Origin of the sequence: Streptomyces violaceus, assembly GCF_036014075.1 — a bacterium.
In the GTDB taxonomy this organism is placed as follows: domain Bacteria; phylum Actinomycetota; class Actinomycetes; order Streptomycetales; family Streptomycetaceae; genus Streptomyces; species Streptomyces violaceus.
This window is the reverse complement of the sequence record NZ_CP107911.1, coordinates 1,238,887-1,258,097: the sequence shown is the minus strand read 5'-3', so window position 1 is coordinate 1,258,097 and position 19,211 is coordinate 1,238,887. Positions and strand designations below refer to the sequence as shown.

Sequence of the window (19,211 nt, the reverse complement as noted above, 5' to 3'; positions counted from 1 at the left end):
CTTCCGGACACGCCGGTCCGTCAGCTGCCCTCTTCTGAACAGGAGTTCACCGATGTAGCGTCCGGCGCATGCCGAAACGCACGCGCTTCACGACCTGGAGACCGCTCGCGACGGCGGCCACGGCCGCCCTCTTGGCCACACTGCTCACCCCGGCCGCGGCCCAGGCCGCCCCGCGCGGGAGCGAACCCGTCTACTCGTACGAGAAGGCCATCCACGAGGCCGTCTGGGTGGACACCGGACTCGACGGCGACGGCGACGGCAAGGCCGACCGGGTCGCCGTCGACATCGTCCGCCCCCGCGAACCCGCCCGGCAGGGCCGCAGGATCCCCGTCATCATGGACGCCAGCCCGTACTACTCCTGCTGCGGGCGTGGCAACGAGAGCCAGCGCAAGACGTACGACGCGAACGGCGACGTCGTCCAGATGCCGCTGTACTACGACAACTACTTCGTGCCCCGCGGCTACGCCTTCGTCGGCGTCGACCTGGCCGGAACCAACCGCTCCGACGGCTGCGACGATGTCGGCGGCCGCTCCGACATCCAGTCCGCGAAGGCCGTCGTCGACTGGCTGAACGGCCGCGCCAAGGCCTATACGACCCGCACCGGCACCACCCGCGCCAAGGCCGCCTGGACCAACGGCCGCACCGGCATGATCGGCAAGAGCTGGGACGGCACCATCGCCAACGGCGTCGCCGCCACCGGCGTCAAGGGCCTGAAGACCATCGTCCCGATCAGCGCCATCTCCTCCTGGTACGACTACTACTTCCAGCAGGGCGCCCCGCTCTACGACTCCGGCCCCGAGTGGCTGTCCGACTACGTCAACAGCCCCGACGCCCGCGAGAAGTGCGGCGCCGTGCAGCAGAAGCTCGTCGACGGGGCCCCGCGCACCGGCGACTGGACCCCGCTGTGGACCGAGCGCGACTACGTCAAAGCCGCGAAGAAGGTCAAAGCCAGCGTCTTCCTGGTCCACGGCATGCAGGACCTCAACGTGCGCATGAAGCACGTCGGCCAGTGGTGGGACGCCCTCGCGAAGCACGGCGTCGAGCGCAAGATCTGGCTCTCGCAGACCGGCCACGTCGACCCCTTCGACTTCCGTCGCGCCACCTGGGTCGACACCCTGCACCGCTGGTTCGACCACGAACTCATGGGCTACGACAACGGCATCGACCGCGAGCCCATGGCCGACATCGAACGCCGTCCCGACCAGTGGAGCACCTCCAAGGTCTGGCCGCCGACCGGCACCCGGGCCACCACCCTGCGTCCCGACCGGGGCACCCAGGCCGGCGTCGGCACCCTCGGCCTGGACCGGGGCCACGGCACCGAGACCTTCACCGACGACCCGAAGCTGAGCGAGACCGACTGGGCCGCCCAGATCGACAAGTCGACACCGGAGAAGGCCGGTTTCGTCACCGGGCCGCTCACCCGTGACCTGCGCCTGTCCGGCTCCTCCGAGGTCACCGTCACCGCGACGCCCTCCACCCCGACGGCCCACCTCTCCGCCGTCCTCGTGGACGTCGGCCCCGACACCATCCGCGACTACGCCGACGCCGGCGAGGGCATCACCACCCTCACGAACCGCACCTGCTGGGGCGCGAGCACCGCCGGCGACAGCTCCTGCTTCAAGGAGGCGAAGGCGAAGACCGCCGACGTCGACTACACGGTCGTCAGCCGCGGCTGGGCCGATCTCGGCAACCACGCCTCGGACGGCAAGGGTTCCCCGCTCACCCCGGGCAAGCGGTACACGATCACCCTCGACCTGGCGGCGACCGACCACGTCGTCCCGAAGGGCCACCGCTTGGCGCTGATCGTCGCGGGCACCGACAAGGGCCTCATCGACCCTCCCGCCGACACGCCGAAGCTGGCGCTGGACCTGTCCCGCACCTCGGCCGACGTGCCGTTCGTCGGCGGACCCGCCGCCTTCGCCCGCGCCACCGCGGGTGCCGCGCTCACCCCGCCCGTCGCCGCGCTCCTGGACGGCGTACGGGAACCGCGCACCACCCACCGCGTCCCGGAGGGAACCCAGTGAACCGCGTCCGCGCCCTGATCCTGACAGCCGCCGCCCTCGCCGCATCCCTGGTCGCCGTCCCCGCCCAGGCGGCCACGGCCACCGACTCCCCGCCACGCACCGGCTTCGAGCGGACCGACGGTGCCCGGTGGACCACCCAGCCCGAGGAGCAGGACTTCCTCAGGGCCGTCGACCGGTCGAGCAGCCGGGTCTCCATGACCCGCTTCGGTACGACCAAGCAGGACCGACCGCTCCAGCTCGTCCGGATCGGCACCAGCCCGAGCCCGAACAAGGTGCTCCTGGTGTGCAGCCAGCACGGCGACGAACCCTCCGGCCGCGAAGCCTGCCTGACCACCGTCCGCGACCTGGCGTACGCCCGCGACAGCCGCACGCGGCGTTTCCTGGACCGCACCACGGTCCTCGTCGTGCCCACCGCCAACCCCGACGGCCGGGCCGCCGACACGCGCGGCAACAGCGACGGCGTCGACATCAACCGCGACCACCTCGCCCTCCAGACCGCCGAGGGCCGCGCCCTGGCCGCGCTCATCCGCGACCAACGCCCCGACATCATCTACGATCTGCATGAATACGGCGCAACACCCCCGTACTATGACAAAGCCCTCTTCGATCTGTGGCCGCGCAACCTCAACACCCACGACGCGGTCCACGACGAGGCGAAGACCCTCTCCGAGGCGTACGTCCGCCCCGCGGCGCAGCGCGCCGGCCACTCGACCGGCACGTACGGCATCTGGACCGACCCCGAAACCGGCGAACCGGTCAAACAGGTTGCCGGAGACGGGCAGGAGCGCATTTTGCGCAATATGTCCGGTGTAAAGCATTCGGTGGGACTGCTCATCGAGAGCCGTGTGGACCCGCTCACCGAAGCGGAGAAGGCGGACGAGGCGCTGAACAACCGGCGCCGGGTCACCTCCCAACTGGACGCGCTCAAGGGCCTGTTCGGGTACACCGATCAGCGCCGGGGCCGCATCGAGGCGACGACGGCCAAGGCCCGGCTCGCCGGCTACCTCGCCACCGGCCCGGTCTACGTCGGCGGCGCCGACAACGACACACCCGAACCCGCCGAGGTGATCCAGAACCCGCCCTGCGGCTACCGGCTCACCGCCGCGCAGTTCGCCGAGGTCGGCGACGAACTCGCGCTGCACGGTGTGCGCGTACGACGGGACGCCGAGGGCGTGCTCGTACCCCTGCGCCAGCCCCTGCGGGCACTCGTCCCGCTGCTGCTCGACGAACGAGCCACGTACCACCTCACGGCAGCCGAGTCCGAAACGCAATGTTGAGGAGGATGAATTTGCGCCACACGTGGTAGGGGCGTTACGGAGGACTTACGTTCCTCCTACGTTTCAATGAAAGGTGCCGCCTGTGACACACGACCGACCAAGCGAGAACGACCCCCATAAGGGAGGCGCGCTGCCGGGATCGGAAGCGGGCCTCCCCGGTCAGGAGACGCCCCAGACCGACCGGATCGTCTTCGGTGTCACGGCGGCGCTCACGCTCGCCTTCGTGATCTGGGGTGCCACGGCGACCGACTCGCTCGAATCCGTCTCCACCAGCATGCTCAGCGGGCTGATGCACAACGGCGGCTGGGCGTTCATGCTCGCCGCCTCCGGCTTCGTCGTGTTCGCCCTCTGGCTCGCGATCAGCCGTTACGGCCGTATCCGCCTCGGTGCGGAGGGTGAAGAGCCCGAGTTCCGCACGGTGTCCTGGGTCGCGATGATGTTCAGCGCGGGCATGGGCATCGGCCTGATGTTCTACGGCGTGAGCGAGCCGCTGTCGCACTACTCGACGCCCCCGCCGGGCACCGACCCGGCCGACTCCGGTGAACGCATGGAGACGGCCATGGCCACCACCCTGTTCCACTGGACGCTCCATCCCTGGGCGATCTACGCCGTGGTGGGCCTCGCCATCGCCTACAGCACCTTCCGCAGGCGGCGCCGCCAGACCATCAGCGCCGTCTTCACCCCGCTCATCGGCAAGAAGCACGCGAACGGCGCCGCCGGCCGGGTCATCGACATCCTCGCGATCGTCGCGACCATCTTCGGCTCCGCCGCCTCGCTGGGGCTCGGCGCCCTCCAGATCGGCTCCGGTGTGCAGGAGCTGAAGTGGATGGACAAGGTGAGCACCGGGCTGCTCGTCACGATCATCGCGGTGCTGACCCTGGCCTTCGTCGCTTCCGCGATCTCCGGTGTGGAGAAGGGCATCCAGTGGCTGTCCAACACCAACATGGTGCTGGCGCTGATCCTCACCCTGTTCGTGTTCGTGGCGGGCCCGACCATCATCGTCCTCGACCTGCTGCCGACGTCCGTCTTCGCCTACCTCGGCGATCTGCCCCAGCTGGCCGGCCGTACGGAGGCCAGCGGCGGAGAGGGCGTCGCGGACTGGCTGGGCAGCTGGACCGTCTTCTACTGGGCGTGGTGGATCTCCTGGACGCCGTTCGTCGGCATGTTCATCGCCCGGATCAGCCGGGGCCGGACCATCCGGCAGTTCGTCGGCGGCGTCATCCTCGTGCCCAGCACGGTCAGCCTGATCTGGTTCGCGATCTTCGGCGGCTCGGCGATGAAGATGCAGGAGGAGGGCAAGCTCGGCAAGGAGGCGACCCCCGAGGGCCAGCTCTTCGACGTGCTGCAGCAGTTCCCCATCGCCACCGCCACCAGCCTGCTGGTGATGGTCCTCGTCGGCATCTTCTTCGTCTCGGGTGCCGACGCGGCGTCGATCGTCATGGGCACGCTCTCGCAGAAGGGCGCGCTCGAACCGGGCCGTCTGGTCGTGGTGTTCTGGGGCGTCGTCACCGGTGCGGTGGCCGCGATCATGCTGCTCGTCGGCAGCGGCTCGGGCGACGCGCTGACAGGTCTGCAGAACCTCACCATCCTCGCGGCGGCGCCGTTCGTCGTCGTGATGACCTTCATGTGCGTCGCCCTCATGCGCGACTTGCGCCGTGACCCGGTGATCGTGCGTGAGCAGATGGGTTCCGAGGCCGTCGAAATGGCCGTCATGGCAGGCCACACGAAGTACGACGGCGACTTCGAGTTCCGCGTCGGGCCGGGCGTCGGTCCGGACGTCGAGGGCGACCCCATCGGCAAGCACTGACCCGAGCGACCGCCCTGCCGGATGCCCCCGACCGGGGCGTCGGAGCCCGACAGCTCCGATGCCTTCGGCCGGGGGCATCCGGCTTTGGCGGCCTGGGCGTTCTCGGCCGGGGTGCTTCGAGCTCCGCGGCACCGGGGCCCTTGCCGGCACGCGCGGCCCCGGCGGCTACGGCTGGGCCGGGGTGCTTCGGGCCGAGCGGCCCGGCTGCCTGCGCCCGGCGGCGTCCGCCCCTCGCCCCGGCTGGGGGCAGTCAGTCGCGCGGCGACCCGCCGCCTCCGTCGCCCACCAGCCGCGCCGCCTCCTGCGCGCACCCCCATGCCACCGTGACCCCCGCGCCGCCGTGGCCGTAGTTGTGCACCAGGAGCCGGCCGTCCGGCAGGGTCTCGCGGTCCAGGCGGACCGCGGGGCGGGTGGGACGCAGTCCGACCCGGTGTTCCAGGACACGTGCGCCGGTGATCTCAGGCCGCAGTGCCGCGCAGCGGCGGACGATCGCCTCGGCCGTCGCGGGATCCGGCTCAGGCGACCACGCGTCCTCCTCCGCCGTACCGCCGAGAACGAGCCCGCCCGGCTGCGGAAACAGGTACGCGTACTCCCCGGCCGCGTCGGTGGTGACGAGCCACGTGTCGATCCCGGGGTTCTCCACGACCACCAACTGCCCGCGCACGGACCGCACGGACGGATCCGGCACCAGCTCCCGCGCGGCCAGACCCGTGCAGTTGACCACGACCGGCGCGTCGGCCTCCGCGAACGAGGACACCGTACGAGCCTCGACCACCCCGCCCGCCGCCACGAACCGCTGCCGCAGCCACGGAAGATGAGCCGGCATGTCGATCAGGGGCAGCCGTGCGTGGACGCCCGTCCCCGCGTACTCCCCGGCCGTGGCCGCCCGAAGCTCCGGCACTCGCCCCGCCAGCCACCCGTCGACCTCGTCGAGGCGGGTCTCGCCCAGCACCCCTTCGACCATGCGTACGCCGGCTGCTTCGGGCCGCGCAGCCAGCTCCTCGTACATCTCCAGTGACCGCAACGCCCACTCACGCGCGAGCGCGACCGGCTCGATCCGGTAAGGCCACCACAGCGCCCCCGCGACCGCTGAGGTGGTCGCCTCGACGGCGTCCCGCGTCCACACCCGCACCTGACGCCCGCGTTCGGCCAGCACCACCGCGGTCGTCAGCCCGACGACCCCGCCACCGACCACCACGATCTCGCCACTTCGCTCGCTCGCCATGCCGGGACCGTAGCGGAATCTGTCATGCCGTGCTCACATCACGCGCAGTATGGGGATACTCACAGCATGTGTGCCGAATACGCGACCTTCGGCCTGGCACCCGCGATGCGGGCCGGCGGAGTTCTCCACGACGGTGGTTACCAGGTCCACCGGGACTTCGTGGACTTCATCGTCGACGGACGCCCGCTGCTGTTCCGGCTCTCCGACCTCGACGCGGTCTCCCCGCTCGCCTCCGACATCCCGCCCGCCATCTTCACCGCGCAGGTCCGCAGCCTGCTCCTGGAGAGCCCGGCCCCCCTGCCCGGCGGCCGCTACGTCGTCTACGGCTGCCCCGAGTGCGAGGACCTGGCCTGCGGAGCCGTCACCGCGGTCATCCGGCGCGACGGCGAGGACTTCATCTGGCGGGACTTCGCCTGGCAGACCGACGAACACGCCGACCTCGACCTCAACGGCTACCACGGCATCGGCCCGTTCCGCTTCCGCGGCGCCGAGTACCGGACGGCCCTGAGCGCCCTGCTGCACGGCTCCGCGCCGGACACCCGGCGCCGCGTCCTGCTGATCGGCGCCCGCGTCGCCGTCCTCGCCAAGCTGGCCGCGGCGTTGCGCACCATCGGCGTCGGCGCCGACATCGCCCACGACGCCGACGGTGTGCCCGCCGACGAACTGCGCGGCTACGGCGCCGTCGCCTTCGGCCGCGCGACCGGCGAGCGGGAACGTGCCGCCGTCCGCCGCGCCTTCGAGCAGGCCCAGGTCCCCGTCGCCTACGTCGACGGCCTCGCCCCGATCGTCCCCCTCCTCGTCGCCCAGATCGAACACGCCCTGGACCGCGGCCCGGTGGCACAGCGCCGTCTCACCGGCCTGACCGCCACCGACGGCGGGGCGGATATCGAGGTCACCTCCGCCTGCCGGGTCACCCTCACCGCGTACCGCCTCGACCGGCTCTCCCGCACCCACACCCACGAGATCTTCGACGGCGTCCTCGAACCCGGCCGTCACCACATCGCCCTCGACGCCGGGGCGGTGAGGGGACGGTCCTACGTCGTGGCGCGCACCTCCGGAAGTGTCCTGGTGGCGGCAGTGACCCACTGAGCGGCGCATTAAAATCAGCGACCTGATGACTGCCACCCTCGTCGCCAAGAACCTCGCCGCCGGCCACGGCGACCGCTCCCTGTTCACCGGGCTCGACCTCGTCGTCGCGCCCGGCGATGTGATCGGCCTGGTCGGAGCCAACGGCGCCGGCAAGTCCACCCTGCTCAGGATGCTCGCCGGACTCACCGCGCCCGAGCAGGGCGAACTGCGCCTGTCCCCGCCGACCGCCACCGTCGGCCACCTCCCGCAGGAGCCGGACCGCCGTCCCGGCGAGACCGTACGGGCGTTCCTGGCCCGCCGCACCGGCGTCGCCGAGGCCCAGCGGACCATGGACGAGGCGACCCAGGCCCTGGTCGACGCGGCCCCCGGCGCCGACGACGCCTACGCCACGAGCCTGGAGCGCTGGCTCGGCCTCGGCGGCGCCGACCTCGACGAACGCGCCGAGGAGGTCGCCGACTCACTGGGCCTCGCGATCGACCTGGACCAGCCGATGACGTCCCTGTCCGGCGGCCAGGCGGCCCGCGCCGGCCTCGCCTCCCTGCTGCTCTCCCGCTACGACGTCTTCCTCCTCGACGAGCCGACCAACGACCTCGACCTGGACGGCCTGGAACGCCTCGAACGCTTCGTGAGAGGCCTGCGCGCCGGCACGGTGGTCGTCAGCCACGACCGCGAGTTCCTAGCCCGCACCGTCACCAAGGTCCTCGAACTCGACCTCGCCCAGGGGCAGATCAACCTCTACGGCGGCGGCTACGAGGCCTACCTCGAGGAGCGGGACGTGGCTCGCCGGCACGCCCGCGACGAGTTCGAGGAGTACGCCGACAAGAAGGCGGCCCTCCAGGATCGCGCCCAGACGCAGCGGTCCTGGATGGACAAGGGCGTGAAGAACGCGCGCCGCAAGGCGGGCAACGACAACGACAAGATCGGCCGCAAGTTCCGCAGCGAGGCCAGCGAGAAGCAGGCCGCGAAGGCCCGGCAGACCCAGCGCATGATCGAGCGGCTGGACGTCGTCGAGGAGCCGCGCAAGGAGTGGGAACTGCGGATGGAGATCGCGTCGGCTCCGCGCTCGGGCGCCGTCGTCGCGACGCTGCGGGACGCCGAGGTGCGCCGCGGCGGCTTCGTCCTCGGCCCGGTGTCCCTCCAGATCGACTGGGCGGACCGGGTGGCGGTGACCGGCGCGAACGGCGCCGGCAAGTCCACGCTGCTCGCCGCCCTGCTCGGCCGCGTCCCGCTCGACGCCGGGCACGCCGCGCTCGGCTCGGGCGTCCTGCTCGGCGAGGTCGACCAGGCCCGCAAGCTGTTCCACGGCCAGGAGCCCCTGCTCGAGGCCTTCCGCGCGGCCGTCCCGGACACCGAGCCGGCGGAGATCCGCACCCTCCTGGCCAAGTTCGGCCTCAAGTCGGAGCACGTTTTGCGCCCCGCGGCGACCCTCTCCCCGGGCGAGCGCACGAGAGCCGCCCTGGCGCTGCTCCAGGGCCGGGGCGTCAACCTCCTCGTCCTCGACGAGCCGACCAACCACCTCGACCTGCCCGCCATCGAGCAGCTGGAGTCGGCCCTCGACGCCTACGAGGGCACGCTCCTGCTGGTCACGCACGACCGCCGCATGCTGGACGCCGTCCATGTGACGCGCCGCCTGGAGGTCGCGGACGGCAAGGTGACCGAGCGCTGACGGACCGTCAGACCAGCCTGTGCCGGAACACCGGCATGGTGCTGGTGAGGAAAGGGCGCGAAGCGCCTCTTTCCAGGGGCGCGGGACCGTTTCGATCTGCGGCTCCGCCGCGCGGGCGCGACCGGCCACAACGGCCCCACAGCTCCCCACGACCCCCCGGCGAAGCCGTCAGCGACGGCCGTTCTTCGGGTCGGCCAAGCCCGCGCGGCGCAACGCGTCGGCCATCGCGCTGTTGGCGGGCGGCGGCGCCTGACGCGAACCACCGCCACGGCCACCGCCGCCGCCACCGCCACGGCCGCCCTGCCGCTGCTGCGGCGGACGCCCGCCACGCTGCCGGCGCTCGCCGGAGTCGCCGCCCTGGCCCTGCGGGGCCGCCTCGTCGTCCAGCCGCAGCGTCAGCGAGATCCGCTTGCGCGGAATGTCGACGTCGAGGACCTTCACCTTGACGATGTCCCCGGGCTTCACCACGTCCCGCGGGTCCTTGACGAACGTCTTCGACATCGCGGAGACGTGCACCAGGCCGTCCTGGTGCACACCGACGTCGACGAACGCCCCGAAGGCGGCGACGTTCGTCACGACGCCCTCCAGGACCATCCCGGCCGACAGGTCGGAGATCTTCTCCACGCCCTCCTGGAAGGCGGCCGTCTTGAAGCCCGGACGCGGGTCGCGGCCCGGCTTCTCCAGTTCCTTCAGGATGTCGGTGACGGTCGGCAGACCGAACGTCTCGTCCACGAAGTCCTGAGGCTTGAGCGAGCGCAGCGCACCGGTGTTGCCGATGAGCGCGGCGACCTCCTGGCCGCTGGTCTTGACCATGCGCCGCACGACCGGATAAGCCTCCGGGTGCACGCTGGACGCGTCCAGCGGGTCGTCACCGCCGCGGATCCGCAGGAAGCCCGCACACTGCTCGTACGCCTTGGGGCCGAGCCGCGCCACCTTCTTCAGTCCGCCCCGGGACGTGAACGGCCCGTTGGCGTCCCGGTGCGCCACGATGTTCTCCGCGAGCCCGGAGGTGATGCCCGAGACCCGGGCGAGCAGCGGGGCCGAGGCCGTGTTGACGTCCACGCCCACGCCGTTCACACAGTCCTCCACCACCGCGTCCAGCGAACGCGAGAGCTTCAGCTCGGACAGGTCGTGCTGGTACTGGCCGACGCCGATCGACTTCGGGTCGATCTTCACCAGCTCGGCCAGCGGGTCCTGCAGCCGGCGCGCGATCGACACGGCGCCGCGCAGCGACACGTCCATGTCGGGAAGCTCCTGCGAGGCGAAGGCGGACGCCGAGTACACGGACGCGCCGGCCTCGGACACCATCACCTTCGTGAGCTTCAGCTCCGGATGCTTGGTGATCAGCTCCCCGGCGAGCTTGTCGGTCTCGCGGGACGCCGTGCCGTTGCCGATGGCGACCAGCTCGACCGCGTGCTCCTTCGCCAGCCGGGCCAGCTTGGCGACGGCCTCGTCCCACCGGTTGGCCGGGACGTGCGGGTGGATGACGTCCGTGGCGACGACCTTGCCGGTGGCGTCCACCACGGCGACCTTCACACCCGTACGGAAGCCGGGGTCCAGGCCGAGCGTCGCGCGCGTGCCCGCCGGGGCCGCGAGCAGCAGGTCGCGCAGGTTCGCCGCGAAGACCCGCACCGCCTCGTCCTCGGCGGCCGTGCGCAGCCGCAGTCGCAGGTCGATGCCGAGGTGCACGAGGATGCGGGTGCGCCACGCCCAGCGGACCGTGTCCTTCAGCCACTTGTCCCCGGGGCGGCCCCGGTCGGAGATCCCGAACCGGTTCGCGACGATCCCCTCGTAGGACGACGGGCCGTCCGTGGCCTCCTCGGGCTCCAGGGCCAGTTCGAGGACGTCCTCCTTCTCGCCGCGCAGCATGGCCAGAACGCGGTGCGAGGGGAGCTCGGTGAACGGCTCGGCGAAGTCGAAGTAGTCGGCGAACTTCGCTCCCGCCTCCTCCTTGCCGTCCCGCACCTTGGCGGCCAGCCGCCCGCGCACCCACATGCGCTCGCGCAGCTCGCCGATCAGGTCGGCGTCCTCCGAGAACCGCTCGGTGAGGATCGCCCGGGCGCCGTCGAGGGCGGCCTGCGGATCGGCCACGCCCTTGTCGGCGTCGACGAACGCTGCGGCCGCGGCGAGGGGCTCGACGCCCGGATCGCCGAGCAGCCCCTCCGCCAGCGGCTCGAGACCCGCCTCGCGGGCGATCTGCGCCTTGGTGCGCCGCTTGGGCTTGTACGGGAGGTAGATGTCCTCCAGGCGCGCCTTGGTCTCGGCGCCCCGGATCCGCGCCTCCAGCTCCTCGGTGAGCTTGCCCTGCTCGCGCACCGACTCCAGGATCGCCGCCCGCCGCTCCTCCAGCTCCCGCAGATAGCGCAGCCGCTCCTCGAGCGTGCGCAGCTGCGCATCGTCGAGCATCTCGGTCGCTTCCTTGCGGTAGCGGGCGATGAAGGGCACCGTAGAACCGCCGTCGAGCAGTTCCACGGCGGCCCTGACCTGCCGCTCCCGTACGCCGAGTTCCTCGGCGATCCTGCCTTCGATGGACCCTACTTCGAGGGACCCGGGTGTCGTCACTCCCGTACCGCCTTCTCCACTGGGGTTGCGCGGCAATTGTGGCAGGTGGCACCGACACTCGGGGTCCAGGGCGGCCCGGCAGGTCGCCGGTGGCCCCCGATCAGACCCTGCGGCTGCGGGTGGAGGACGAGGCCCCGCCGAAGAGCCGGGCCAGGGCCCGGAAGGGCAGGGTCACGACGGTGGCGATGGCGCCGCCGATCTGGCGCAGCACGTCTGCGATAGCACGGAACACAGCGATTCCCCTTTCCTCTCCCGACCGCACCGGTCGGGAGAGGCCGGGTACCTCACCCACGCCTCACCATGCATCACAGCAGAACACACGTGCGGGGGCACGGCCGCGGGGGCAGGCTCAGCCCTTGCCGATCAGATCCGCCGGGAAGGCCCCGGCCACGAGCGCGGCCTTCGCGAAACCGGCACCGAGCCCAGTCAGCCGGGCCACGCCTTCCGGGCCCAGGTGCTCGTACGGGGCCCTGTCGAGCCGGTCCGTCTCCCGCTCGATCTCCTCGCGCAGGGCGACACCCCGCTCGGAGAGCTCTCCGGCCTCGTCCAGCAGCCCGCGCTCACGCAGCCGGTCCGTCGCCGCGTCCCAGTCCTCCTGGTTCCAGCCCCGGGTGGTGAACACCCACTTCGGTGCCATGCCCTTGCCCGTCGCCGTGTGGGTCACCATCGCCTCGAGGCCGTCCAGCCCCGCGGACATCAGGGCGGCCAGGTGCCCGTCGCCCCGGTGCTCGCGCAGCAGGGTCGCCGCGTGCCAGTACGCGAGGTGCGGCTCCTCGGGGACGGGCAGATCGGCATGGGCGGCGTACAGCGGCCTCGCGCCGCGCGAACAGGCCTCGGTGGCGCGCAGCGCGAGCCGCGCGGCCTCGGCCATCTCCGCCGACGCCAGGGCCTCTTCGCCCAGCAGGCGACGCAGGGTCGCGTCGACCGCACGCGCGCGTGCCGTCAGCACCTGGCCGGGTGTGGCGCTCTCCCACACCGCCGGCACGTGCCGGGCCACGAGCTCGTACTTGTAGTTGTAGAAGGCCGCCGTCACCGCACCGGGCCCGACCGGTCCCAGTGCGGCGGCCCGCACGGCGAAGTTCACGGCGTGGGGATGGGTGATCCCGGCAGCACCCACTTCCCGTCCCAGATCCGGCGAGAAGTAGTGCGTCGCGTGCAGGGAGTTGAGCACGTTCTGGCAGCGGCGGCCGGCGAGCGGCTCAAGGGCGGCAGTCGTCATGCCCGGCAGGTTACCAACCGCTTGGTATGGCCTCCATGGCCGCACTTCCCATGGCAGGAAAGGTGGGGAGGAGGTCATTGCGGCCATGCTCCCGGCTCGCGAAGAATCGACGGCATGGCCCAGCGAACCGTTCTCGCCGTCCTCTTCGACGGCGTGCAGAGTCTCGACGTCACGGGGCCCGTGGAGGTCTTCGCGGGCGCGGATGTGCTCTCCCCGGGCGCGTACCGGATCCGCACGGCCTCCCTGGACGGCGCGCCCGTGCGGACCACGAGCGGCCTGACCCTCGTACCCGACGGGCCCCTGACCGCCACACCCGACCCGGACATCCTTCTCGTCCCGGGCGGAACGGGAAGTCTGCGGCCCGACCCGCGTCTGGTCGACTGGGTGCGCGAGCACGGGCCGCGCGCCGGGCGTCTGGTCTCCGTGTGCACCGGCGCGGCCGTGCTCGCCGAGGCCGGCCTCCTGGACGGCCGCCGTGTCACGAGCCACTGGGCGTACTGCGACCGGCTCGCCCGCGACCACCCGGCCGTCGAGATCGACCCCGACCCCGTCTACGTCCGCGACGGACACATCGCCACCTCGGCCGGTGTCACCGCCGGCATCGACCTCGCCCTGGCCCTGGTCGAGGAGGACCTGGGCCGGGACGCCGCCCTCACCATCGCCCGCCACTTGGTGGTCTTCCTGCGCAGGCCGGGGAACCAGGCCCAATTCAGCGCCCAGCTCGCCGCCCAGACCGCACACCGCGAGCCCCTCCGGGACGTCCAGCGGTTCATCACCGAACGCCCGGACGCCGACCTCTGCGTCGAGGCTCTCGCCGACCGCGCCCGCCTCTCGCCCCGCCACTTCGCCCGCGCCTTCCGGGCCGAGACCGGCATGACGCCCGGCCGGTACGTGGACCGGGTCCGCCTCGAACACGCCCGCCGCCTCCTGGAGGACACCGCCGACGGCATCGAGGAGATCTCCCGCACCAGCGGCTACGGCACCCCCGAGGCCATGCGCCGCGCCTTCGTCAAGTCCCTCGGAACGCCCCCGGCCGAATACCGCCGCCGCTTCCGCCCCGCGACCACGCCTTGATCCCCATCAACCGACGGAAAGGGCCCCATGCAGATCGCCATCGTCCTCTACGACCGCTTCACCGCCCTCGATGCCGTGGGCCCGTACGAGACCCTCGGCCGGCTCCCGGGCGCGGAGACCGTGTTCGTCGCCGAGGAGACCGGCCCCTTACGGAACGACACGGGCAACCTCGCGCTCGTCGCCGACCGGACCCTGGCCGAGGTACCGAACCCCGACATCATCGTGGTCCCCGGCAGCCCCGGCCCGCTCCCGCTGGCGGCAAACGGACCCCTGCTCGGCTGGCTGCGCGCCGCAGATGCCGGCAGCACCTGGACGACGTCCGTGTGCACCGGCTCCCTGCTGCTCGCCGCCGCCGGACTCCTCCGGGGCCGCCGCGCGACCTCCCACTGGCTGGCCCTGGAGGAGCTGAAGAGCTTCGGCGCCGAGCCCACGGGGGAACGGGTCGTCACCGACGGAAAGTACGTCACCGCGGCCGGCGTCTCCTCCGGCATCGACATGGGGCTGACCCTCCTCGGCCGGATCGCGGGGGATGAACACGCCCAGATCGTCCAGCTCGCCATGGAATACGACCCGCAGCCGCCCTACGACGCCGGATCACCCGGGAAGGCGCCCGCGCGCGTCGTCGAACTGCTCCGGTCGCACGCCGGCATCATCCTGACGTAGGCGTACTCCAGCCGAATCGCGGCTGCCTGCGCTCCAGGAACGCGGCGACGCCCTCCGCGGTGTCGCCGCTCGCGCGCGCCTGGCCCGCCCAGTGCGCGTCCCGGTCCGTACCGCCGTTCGCGAACTCCTTCGCCGCCGCCTGCGTCAGCTGCGAACGGGACACCAGGATCCGGGTGAACTCGGCGACCCGCTCGCCGAGTTCGCCCACGGGCAGCACCTCGTCGGCCAGACCGGTGCGCAGCGCCCGCTCCGTGTCGATCAGCTCACCGGAGAACAGCAGGTACTTGGCGGTGGCCGGCCCCACCAGGGACACCAGCCGCCTGGTCGAGGACGCCGGGTACACGATGCCGAGCTTCGCGGGCGTCACACCGAACAGCGCGCCCTCCTCGGCGAACCGCAGATCACAGGCCGCCGCCAGCTGGGCCCCGCCGCCCACACAGTGCCCGCGCACCGCGGCCAGCGTCGGCTTCGGAAACGCGGCGAGCGCTTCCTCGGCCCGCACGGCAAGCCCCTGCGCCTCCTCCGGCGAGCCCCGGAGCGTCGAGATGTCGGCCCCGGCGCAGAACGTCCCGCCCTCGCCGGTGAGCACCAGCGCCCGCACGGCCGGATCGCCGGCCAACCCCTCCAGCAGCGGCGGCAGCGAGCGCCACATCGCGGCCGTCATGGCGTTGCGCTTGGCCGGATGGCGGATGACGACCGTCGCGACCGAGTGGGTCACGCTGTACAGCAGCTGCGGCTCCATGCGCCGGATGCTATCCGCAAGGCAAACCCGTACAACCCGAATAGTTCGCCGAGATGGCACAACAGGGACAGGACCAGTCCCACAACTGACCGTGTCATACGCCAATGGTCAGAAGCGCTCGATACTTGCTGACTTCTGTTCAGCCCTGGGGTGCGGAGCGCATCATTACCAACACTCGAGATGTGGCGACAATCGAGCGCGAGGGTGGCGACCGGACGATGGACGACGAGGGGCGTGGGTCCGGCCCACGTCCACAGGGCGGCGCGGTGCCTCTCGGGCCCGCGGATCCGCTGCCGTACGAGGGGGTCTGGCGGTTCACCGCGCCGGCGGTCGACGCCTCCGTCCCGCAGGCGCGGCACGCCGTACGGGACCTGCTGCTGCGTCAGGGCGTGCCGGTCTCGGACGACCTGGCCCAGGGGCTGCTGCTGATCGTCTCCGAGCTGGTGACGAACGCCGTGAAGCACGCGGCGGTGCTGTCGCCGACGGTCGCGGTCGAAGTTGCCGTCGGGGCGGAGTGGCTGCGCGTCTCCGTGGAGGACAACCACCCGTACCGGCCCACCGCCCTGGAGACCGACCACGGCCGGACCGGGGGCCGCGGACTGCTCCTGGTGCGCGAGGTCACCCGGGAGGCGGGCGGCAGGTGTGAGGTCGAATACACCGCGAGTGGCGGCAAGGTGATCTGGGCCGCCCTGCCGCTCAAGCCCGCACACTTCTCTTAGGTTCTGCCGCCAGGGCCGTCGTCGCCAGCCGTGGCCCCCGCCGTCACGGCCTTCGTCACCAGCCGGCCGACGTGCCCGTCAGCTCCCTGACCGCCGGCCGGGCCGCGTCCAGGACGGTCATGAACCAGGACGAGAAGGTGTCCTTGGCGTGCCGCTCCGCCAGCTCGGGCGGGGTCACGAACGCCGTCGACGCCACCTCCTCCGGATCCGGCCGCAGCACGGCCTGCACCATGCCGACGAAGAGGTGGTTGTACTCCTGCTCCACCAGCCCGGACTCCGGGTCCGGGTGGTTGTAGCGGACCGTGCCCGCCTCGGCCAGCAGGGAGGGGGAGGCGCCGAGTTCCTCGAAGGTCCGCCGCGCCGCCGCCGCGAAGGGAGCCTCGCCGGGGTAGGGGTGGCCGCAGCAGGTGTTGGACCACACACCGGGGGAGTGGTACTTGCCCAGCGCGCGCTGCTGGAGCAGCAGCCGGCCGTACTCGTCGAAGAGGAACACGGAGAACGCGCGGTGCAGTTGTCCGGGCGGCTGGTGGGCGGCGAGCTTCTCCGCGGTGCCGATCGTGACGCCGTCCTCGTCGACCAGCTCCAGCAAAATCGCGTCTGCGGTGCCGTTCGACGGGTTGTGCGTCGCGGTGGCAGGTGTGATCGGCATACCCATCCTTCACATCGGTCTTCGCGCCCCAAGTCTGCCGTACGAATCCGGCACTCCCGGCACTTCGCGGCCCGCCCGCATGTCCCGCGCGATGGCGCGCAGAGAGCGGACGGCGGCGCTCGGACGCCGGAAGAGGGACCCAGTAGCTGATCGTGCCCGGCGTGGTGGGCCGAAAATCGTCCCTGCCGGTGCGGCGAGGGGCAGCGGGGCGCAGACGTGCGCCGAGGGCTGCGTCCCCCGGCGCACTCACATCGGAATGCGCCCCACCAGCCTCAGGCACCTCATGAGCCACCGCGTCAGTGGCAGAGATGCGCCTCGTGCTCCGCGTGCCCGGTCGGCTCCAGCTGGAAGGTGCAGTGCTCCACGTCGAAGTGGTCACCGAGGCAGCCCTGCAACTCGTGCAGCATCTTCTCGTGGCCGATCGCGCTCAGGGCCTCCGAGCTGACGACCACGTGTGCCGAGAGCACCGGCATGCCCGAGGTGATCGTCCAGGCGTGCAGGTCGTGGACGTCCTCCACCCCGTGGGTCGCCAGGATGTGGGCCCGTACCTCCGCCATGTCGACGCCCTTGGGCGCTGCCTCCAGCAGGACGTCGAGCGTCTCGCGCAGCAGCTTCCAGGTGCGCGGCGCGATCATCAGGGCGATGACGAGCGAGGCGATCGGGTCGGCGGCCTGCCAGCCGGTGAGCATGATCACTGTGGCGGCGACGATCACCGTGACGGAGCCCAGCGCGTCCGCCGCCACCTCCAGGAACGCGCCGCGCACGTTCAGGCTCTCCTTCTGGCCACGCATCAGCAGCGCCAGCGACACCATGTTCGCGACCAGGCCGATCACACCGAACACGACGGTGAGCCCGCCCTCGGTGTCCGCCGGTGTGATGAAGCGCTGGACCGACTCGTACACGACGTACCCGCCGACCCCGAACAGCAGCAGACAGTTGGCCAGGGCGGCGAGGATCTCGGCGCGTGCGTAGCCGAACGTGGCCCGGTCGCTGGGCGGGCGGTTCGCGAAGTGGATCGCGAGCAGCGCCATGCCCAGGCCCAGCGCGTCCGTCGCCATGTGCGCCGAGTCCGCGACGAGCGCGAGCGAGTCCGCGAGCAGCCCGCCGACGATCTGGACCACCACGATGCCGAGTGTGATCGCCAGCGCGATCCGCAGTCTGCCGCGGTACGCCGAGGTCGCCGTACCTCCGGCCGGCGCCCCGTGTGCGTGCCCGTGATCGTGTCCAGCCCCCATGAAAAGCCGCCTCCTGTGTCCGTCCGATCGTGCCCGGGCACCCCAGTGAACTACGGGGAGGGGGTATGTGCAACGCGGCACTGAACACCGTTGTCATGTGCCCTGACCTGCGCAAACGATACGCAGGTCAGGGCCCTCAGTGCGTCAGGAGCCGTGGTGCAGCAGCCAGCCGCGCCAGGCCGACTCGGCCATCTCGCGCACCCCGCGCCGCGCGGTCCAGCCGAGCTCCTCGGCCGCCCGGGCCGCCGAGGCCACCGCCCGCGGGGCGTCCCCGGGGCGGCGCTCCTCGACGAGCGGTGGCCGCCGGTCGCCGGTGACCTCGCCGATGACCGTGATGAGTTCGCGCACCGAGACGCCCTCGCCGCGGCCGATGTTGACCGTCAGATCGCCCGTGACGTCCCCGTCGGCGAGCCGCCGGGCCGCCGCGAGATGGGCCTCGGCCAGGTCGGCGACGTGAATGTAGTCACGGACGCAGGTGCCGTCCGGCGTCGGGTAGTCGTCGCCGAAGATCCTCGGCGCCTCATCGCGCGTCAGCCGGTCGAAGACCATCGGGACGATGTTGAAGACACCCGTGTCCGCCAGCTCCGGCGCTGCCGCGCCCGCCACGTTGAAGTAGCGCAGACATACGGTGGAGATCCCGTGTGCCCGGCCCGCCGCCCGCACCAGCCACTCACCGGTGAGCTTCGTCTCGCCGTACGGGTTCACCGGCGCGCAGGGCGTGTCCTCCGTGATGAGGTCCACACCCGGGTCGCCGTACACGGCCGCCGACGAGGAGAACACGAAGCGCTCGATACCGGCTCCGGCGACCGCGTCCAGCAGGGTCGCCAGGCCCCCGACGTTCTCCCGGTAGTACCGCGTCGGCTGGGCGACGGACTCGGCGACCTGCTTGCGCGCCGCGAGATGCACCACACCCGTCACACCGTGCTCGGCGAACACCCGTTTCAGCAGCTCACCGTCGAGCGACGACCCCTCCACGAGCGGGACGTCGCCAGGAAGCCGCGCGGGCACGCCGGCCGAGAGGTCGTCCAGCGCGAGGACGCGCTCCCCGGCCTCGGTCATGGCCCGCGCCACATGTGCCCCGATGTAGCCGGCCCCGCCTGTGATCAGCCAAGTCATGGTCGCTCACCCTATGCCGCCACGGCCGGGACCCACGCAATGTCCTCGATGTCCGGTCTGGGAGGCGCGGTTTGTGGGGCGGGCCCCGAATCCACGATGATGATCGCGGCAAAGGCTTGTGCGAACCACGTTGATCGATCTGCC

General features: G+C 71.7%; 16 protein-coding genes. 8 read left to right on the top strand and 8 right to left on the bottom strand.

Annotation, left to right across the window (positions count from 1 at the left end; translation table 11 throughout):
• Positions 1–68: 68 nt before the first annotated feature.
• From OG542_RS05665 to OG542_RS05655, 3 genes are all read left to right on the top strand, one after another.
• The gene (locus tag OG542_RS05665) at positions 69–2,024 is read left to right on the top strand and encodes a Xaa-Pro dipeptidyl-peptidase (RefSeq protein WP_328408744.1); all 1,956 of its coding nucleotides are present in this window, start codon (positions 69–71) and stop codon (positions 2,022–2,024) included.
• Positions 2,021–3,301 (top strand): M14 family metallopeptidase, encoded by a 1,281-nt coding sequence (locus tag OG542_RS05660; protein ID WP_328408742.1) that lies wholly within the window; start codon positions 2,021–2,023, stop codon positions 3,299–3,301. The genes OG542_RS05665 and OG542_RS05660 overlap by 4 nt, the downstream gene beginning before the upstream one ends.
• Positions 3,302–3,383: 82 nt before the next feature.
• On the top strand, positions 3,384–5,108 hold the full coding sequence (locus OG542_RS05655; RefSeq protein ID WP_328408740.1) for a BCCT family transporter: 1,725 nt from the start codon (positions 3,384–3,386) through the stop codon (positions 5,106–5,108).
• Positions 5,109–5,358: 250 nt separating this feature from the next.
• On the opposite strand, the gene OG542_RS05650 is transcribed toward OG542_RS05655, so the two are convergent.
• The gene (locus OG542_RS05650) at positions 5,359–6,333 is read right to left on the bottom strand and encodes an FAD-dependent oxidoreductase (protein ID WP_328408738.1); all 975 of its coding nucleotides are present in this window, start codon (positions 6,331–6,333) and stop codon (positions 5,359–5,361) included.
• A 66-nt stretch (positions 6,334–6,399) separates the two neighbouring features.
• On the opposite strand from OG542_RS05650, the gene OG542_RS05645 reads away from it, so the two are divergent.
• Entirely contained in the window at positions 6,400–7,422 is a 1,023-nt protein-coding gene (locus tag OG542_RS05645; RefSeq protein ID WP_328408736.1) for an oxidoreductase, read from the top strand.
• A gap of 25 nt (positions 7,423–7,447) precedes the next feature.
• Positions 7,448–9,088: an ABC-F family ATP-binding cassette domain-containing protein gene (locus tag OG542_RS05640; protein ID WP_328408735.1), complete on the top strand. Its 1,641-nt coding sequence runs from the start codon at positions 7,448–7,450 to the stop codon at positions 9,086–9,088.
• 168 nt (positions 9,089–9,256) lie between these two features.
• Here OG542_RS05640 and OG542_RS05635 read toward each other — a convergent pair whose 3' ends face one another.
• From OG542_RS05635 to OG542_RS05625, 3 genes are all read right to left on the bottom strand, one after another.
• Complete coding sequence (locus tag OG542_RS05635) at positions 9,257–11,650, bottom strand: Tex family protein (RefSeq protein ID WP_311128810.1); 2,394 nt, start codon at positions 11,648–11,650, stop codon at positions 9,257–9,259.
• A 100-nt stretch (positions 11,651–11,750) separates the two neighbouring features.
• The gene (locus tag OG542_RS05630) at positions 11,751–11,882 is read right to left on the bottom strand and encodes an LPFR motif small protein (protein WP_010042827.1); all 132 of its coding nucleotides are present in this window, start codon (positions 11,880–11,882) and stop codon (positions 11,751–11,753) included.
• Between the two features lie 117 nt (positions 11,883–11,999).
• Complete coding sequence (locus OG542_RS05625; protein WP_328408733.1) at positions 12,000–12,869, bottom strand: SCO6745 family protein; 870 nt, start codon at positions 12,867–12,869, stop codon at positions 12,000–12,002.
• A 114-nt stretch (positions 12,870–12,983) separates the two neighbouring features.
• On the opposite strand from OG542_RS05625, the gene OG542_RS05620 reads away from it, so the two are divergent.
• Entirely contained in the window at positions 12,984–13,943 is a 960-nt protein-coding gene (locus tag OG542_RS05620; RefSeq protein WP_328408731.1) for a GlxA family transcriptional regulator, read from the top strand.
• A 27-nt stretch (positions 13,944–13,970) separates the two neighbouring features.
• A complete protein-coding gene (locus OG542_RS05615; RefSeq protein WP_311128813.1) occupies positions 13,971–14,606 on the top strand; it encodes a DJ-1/PfpI family protein in 636 nt (211 codons plus the stop codon).
• Here the strand turns inward: OG542_RS05615 and OG542_RS05610 are convergent.
• On the bottom strand, positions 14,593–15,348 hold the full coding sequence (locus OG542_RS05610) for an enoyl-CoA hydratase/isomerase family protein (protein ID WP_328408729.1): 756 nt from the start codon (positions 15,346–15,348) through the stop codon (positions 14,593–14,595). The genes OG542_RS05615 and OG542_RS05610 overlap by 14 nt on opposite strands.
• 218 nt (positions 15,349–15,566) lie before the next feature.
• Between OG542_RS05610 and OG542_RS05605 the strand changes: the two genes are divergently transcribed.
• Entirely contained in the window at positions 15,567–16,067 is a 501-nt protein-coding gene (locus OG542_RS05605) for an ATP-binding protein (RefSeq protein ID WP_184590140.1), read from the top strand.
• Between the two features lie 55 nt (positions 16,068–16,122).
• Here the strand turns inward: OG542_RS05605 and idi are convergent, their stop codons facing one another.
• The 3 genes from idi to galE form a co-directional block, all read right to left on the bottom strand.
• Positions 16,123–16,716 carry an isopentenyl-diphosphate Delta-isomerase gene (gene idi / locus OG542_RS05600; protein WP_311128815.1) on the bottom strand — a complete coding sequence of 198 codons (594 nt, stop codon included), beginning with the start codon at positions 16,714–16,716 and terminating at the stop codon, positions 16,123–16,125.
• 296 nt (positions 16,717–17,012) lie between these two features.
• Entirely contained in the window at positions 17,013–17,951 is a 939-nt protein-coding gene (locus OG542_RS05595; RefSeq protein WP_261678250.1) for a cation diffusion facilitator family transporter, read from the bottom strand.
• Positions 17,952–18,095: 144 nt separating this feature from the next.
• On the bottom strand, positions 18,096–19,067 hold the full coding sequence (gene galE / locus OG542_RS05590) for a UDP-glucose 4-epimerase GalE (RefSeq protein WP_328408726.1): 972 nt from the start codon (positions 19,065–19,067) through the stop codon (positions 18,096–18,098).
• Positions 19,068–19,211: the final 144 nt, after the last annotated feature.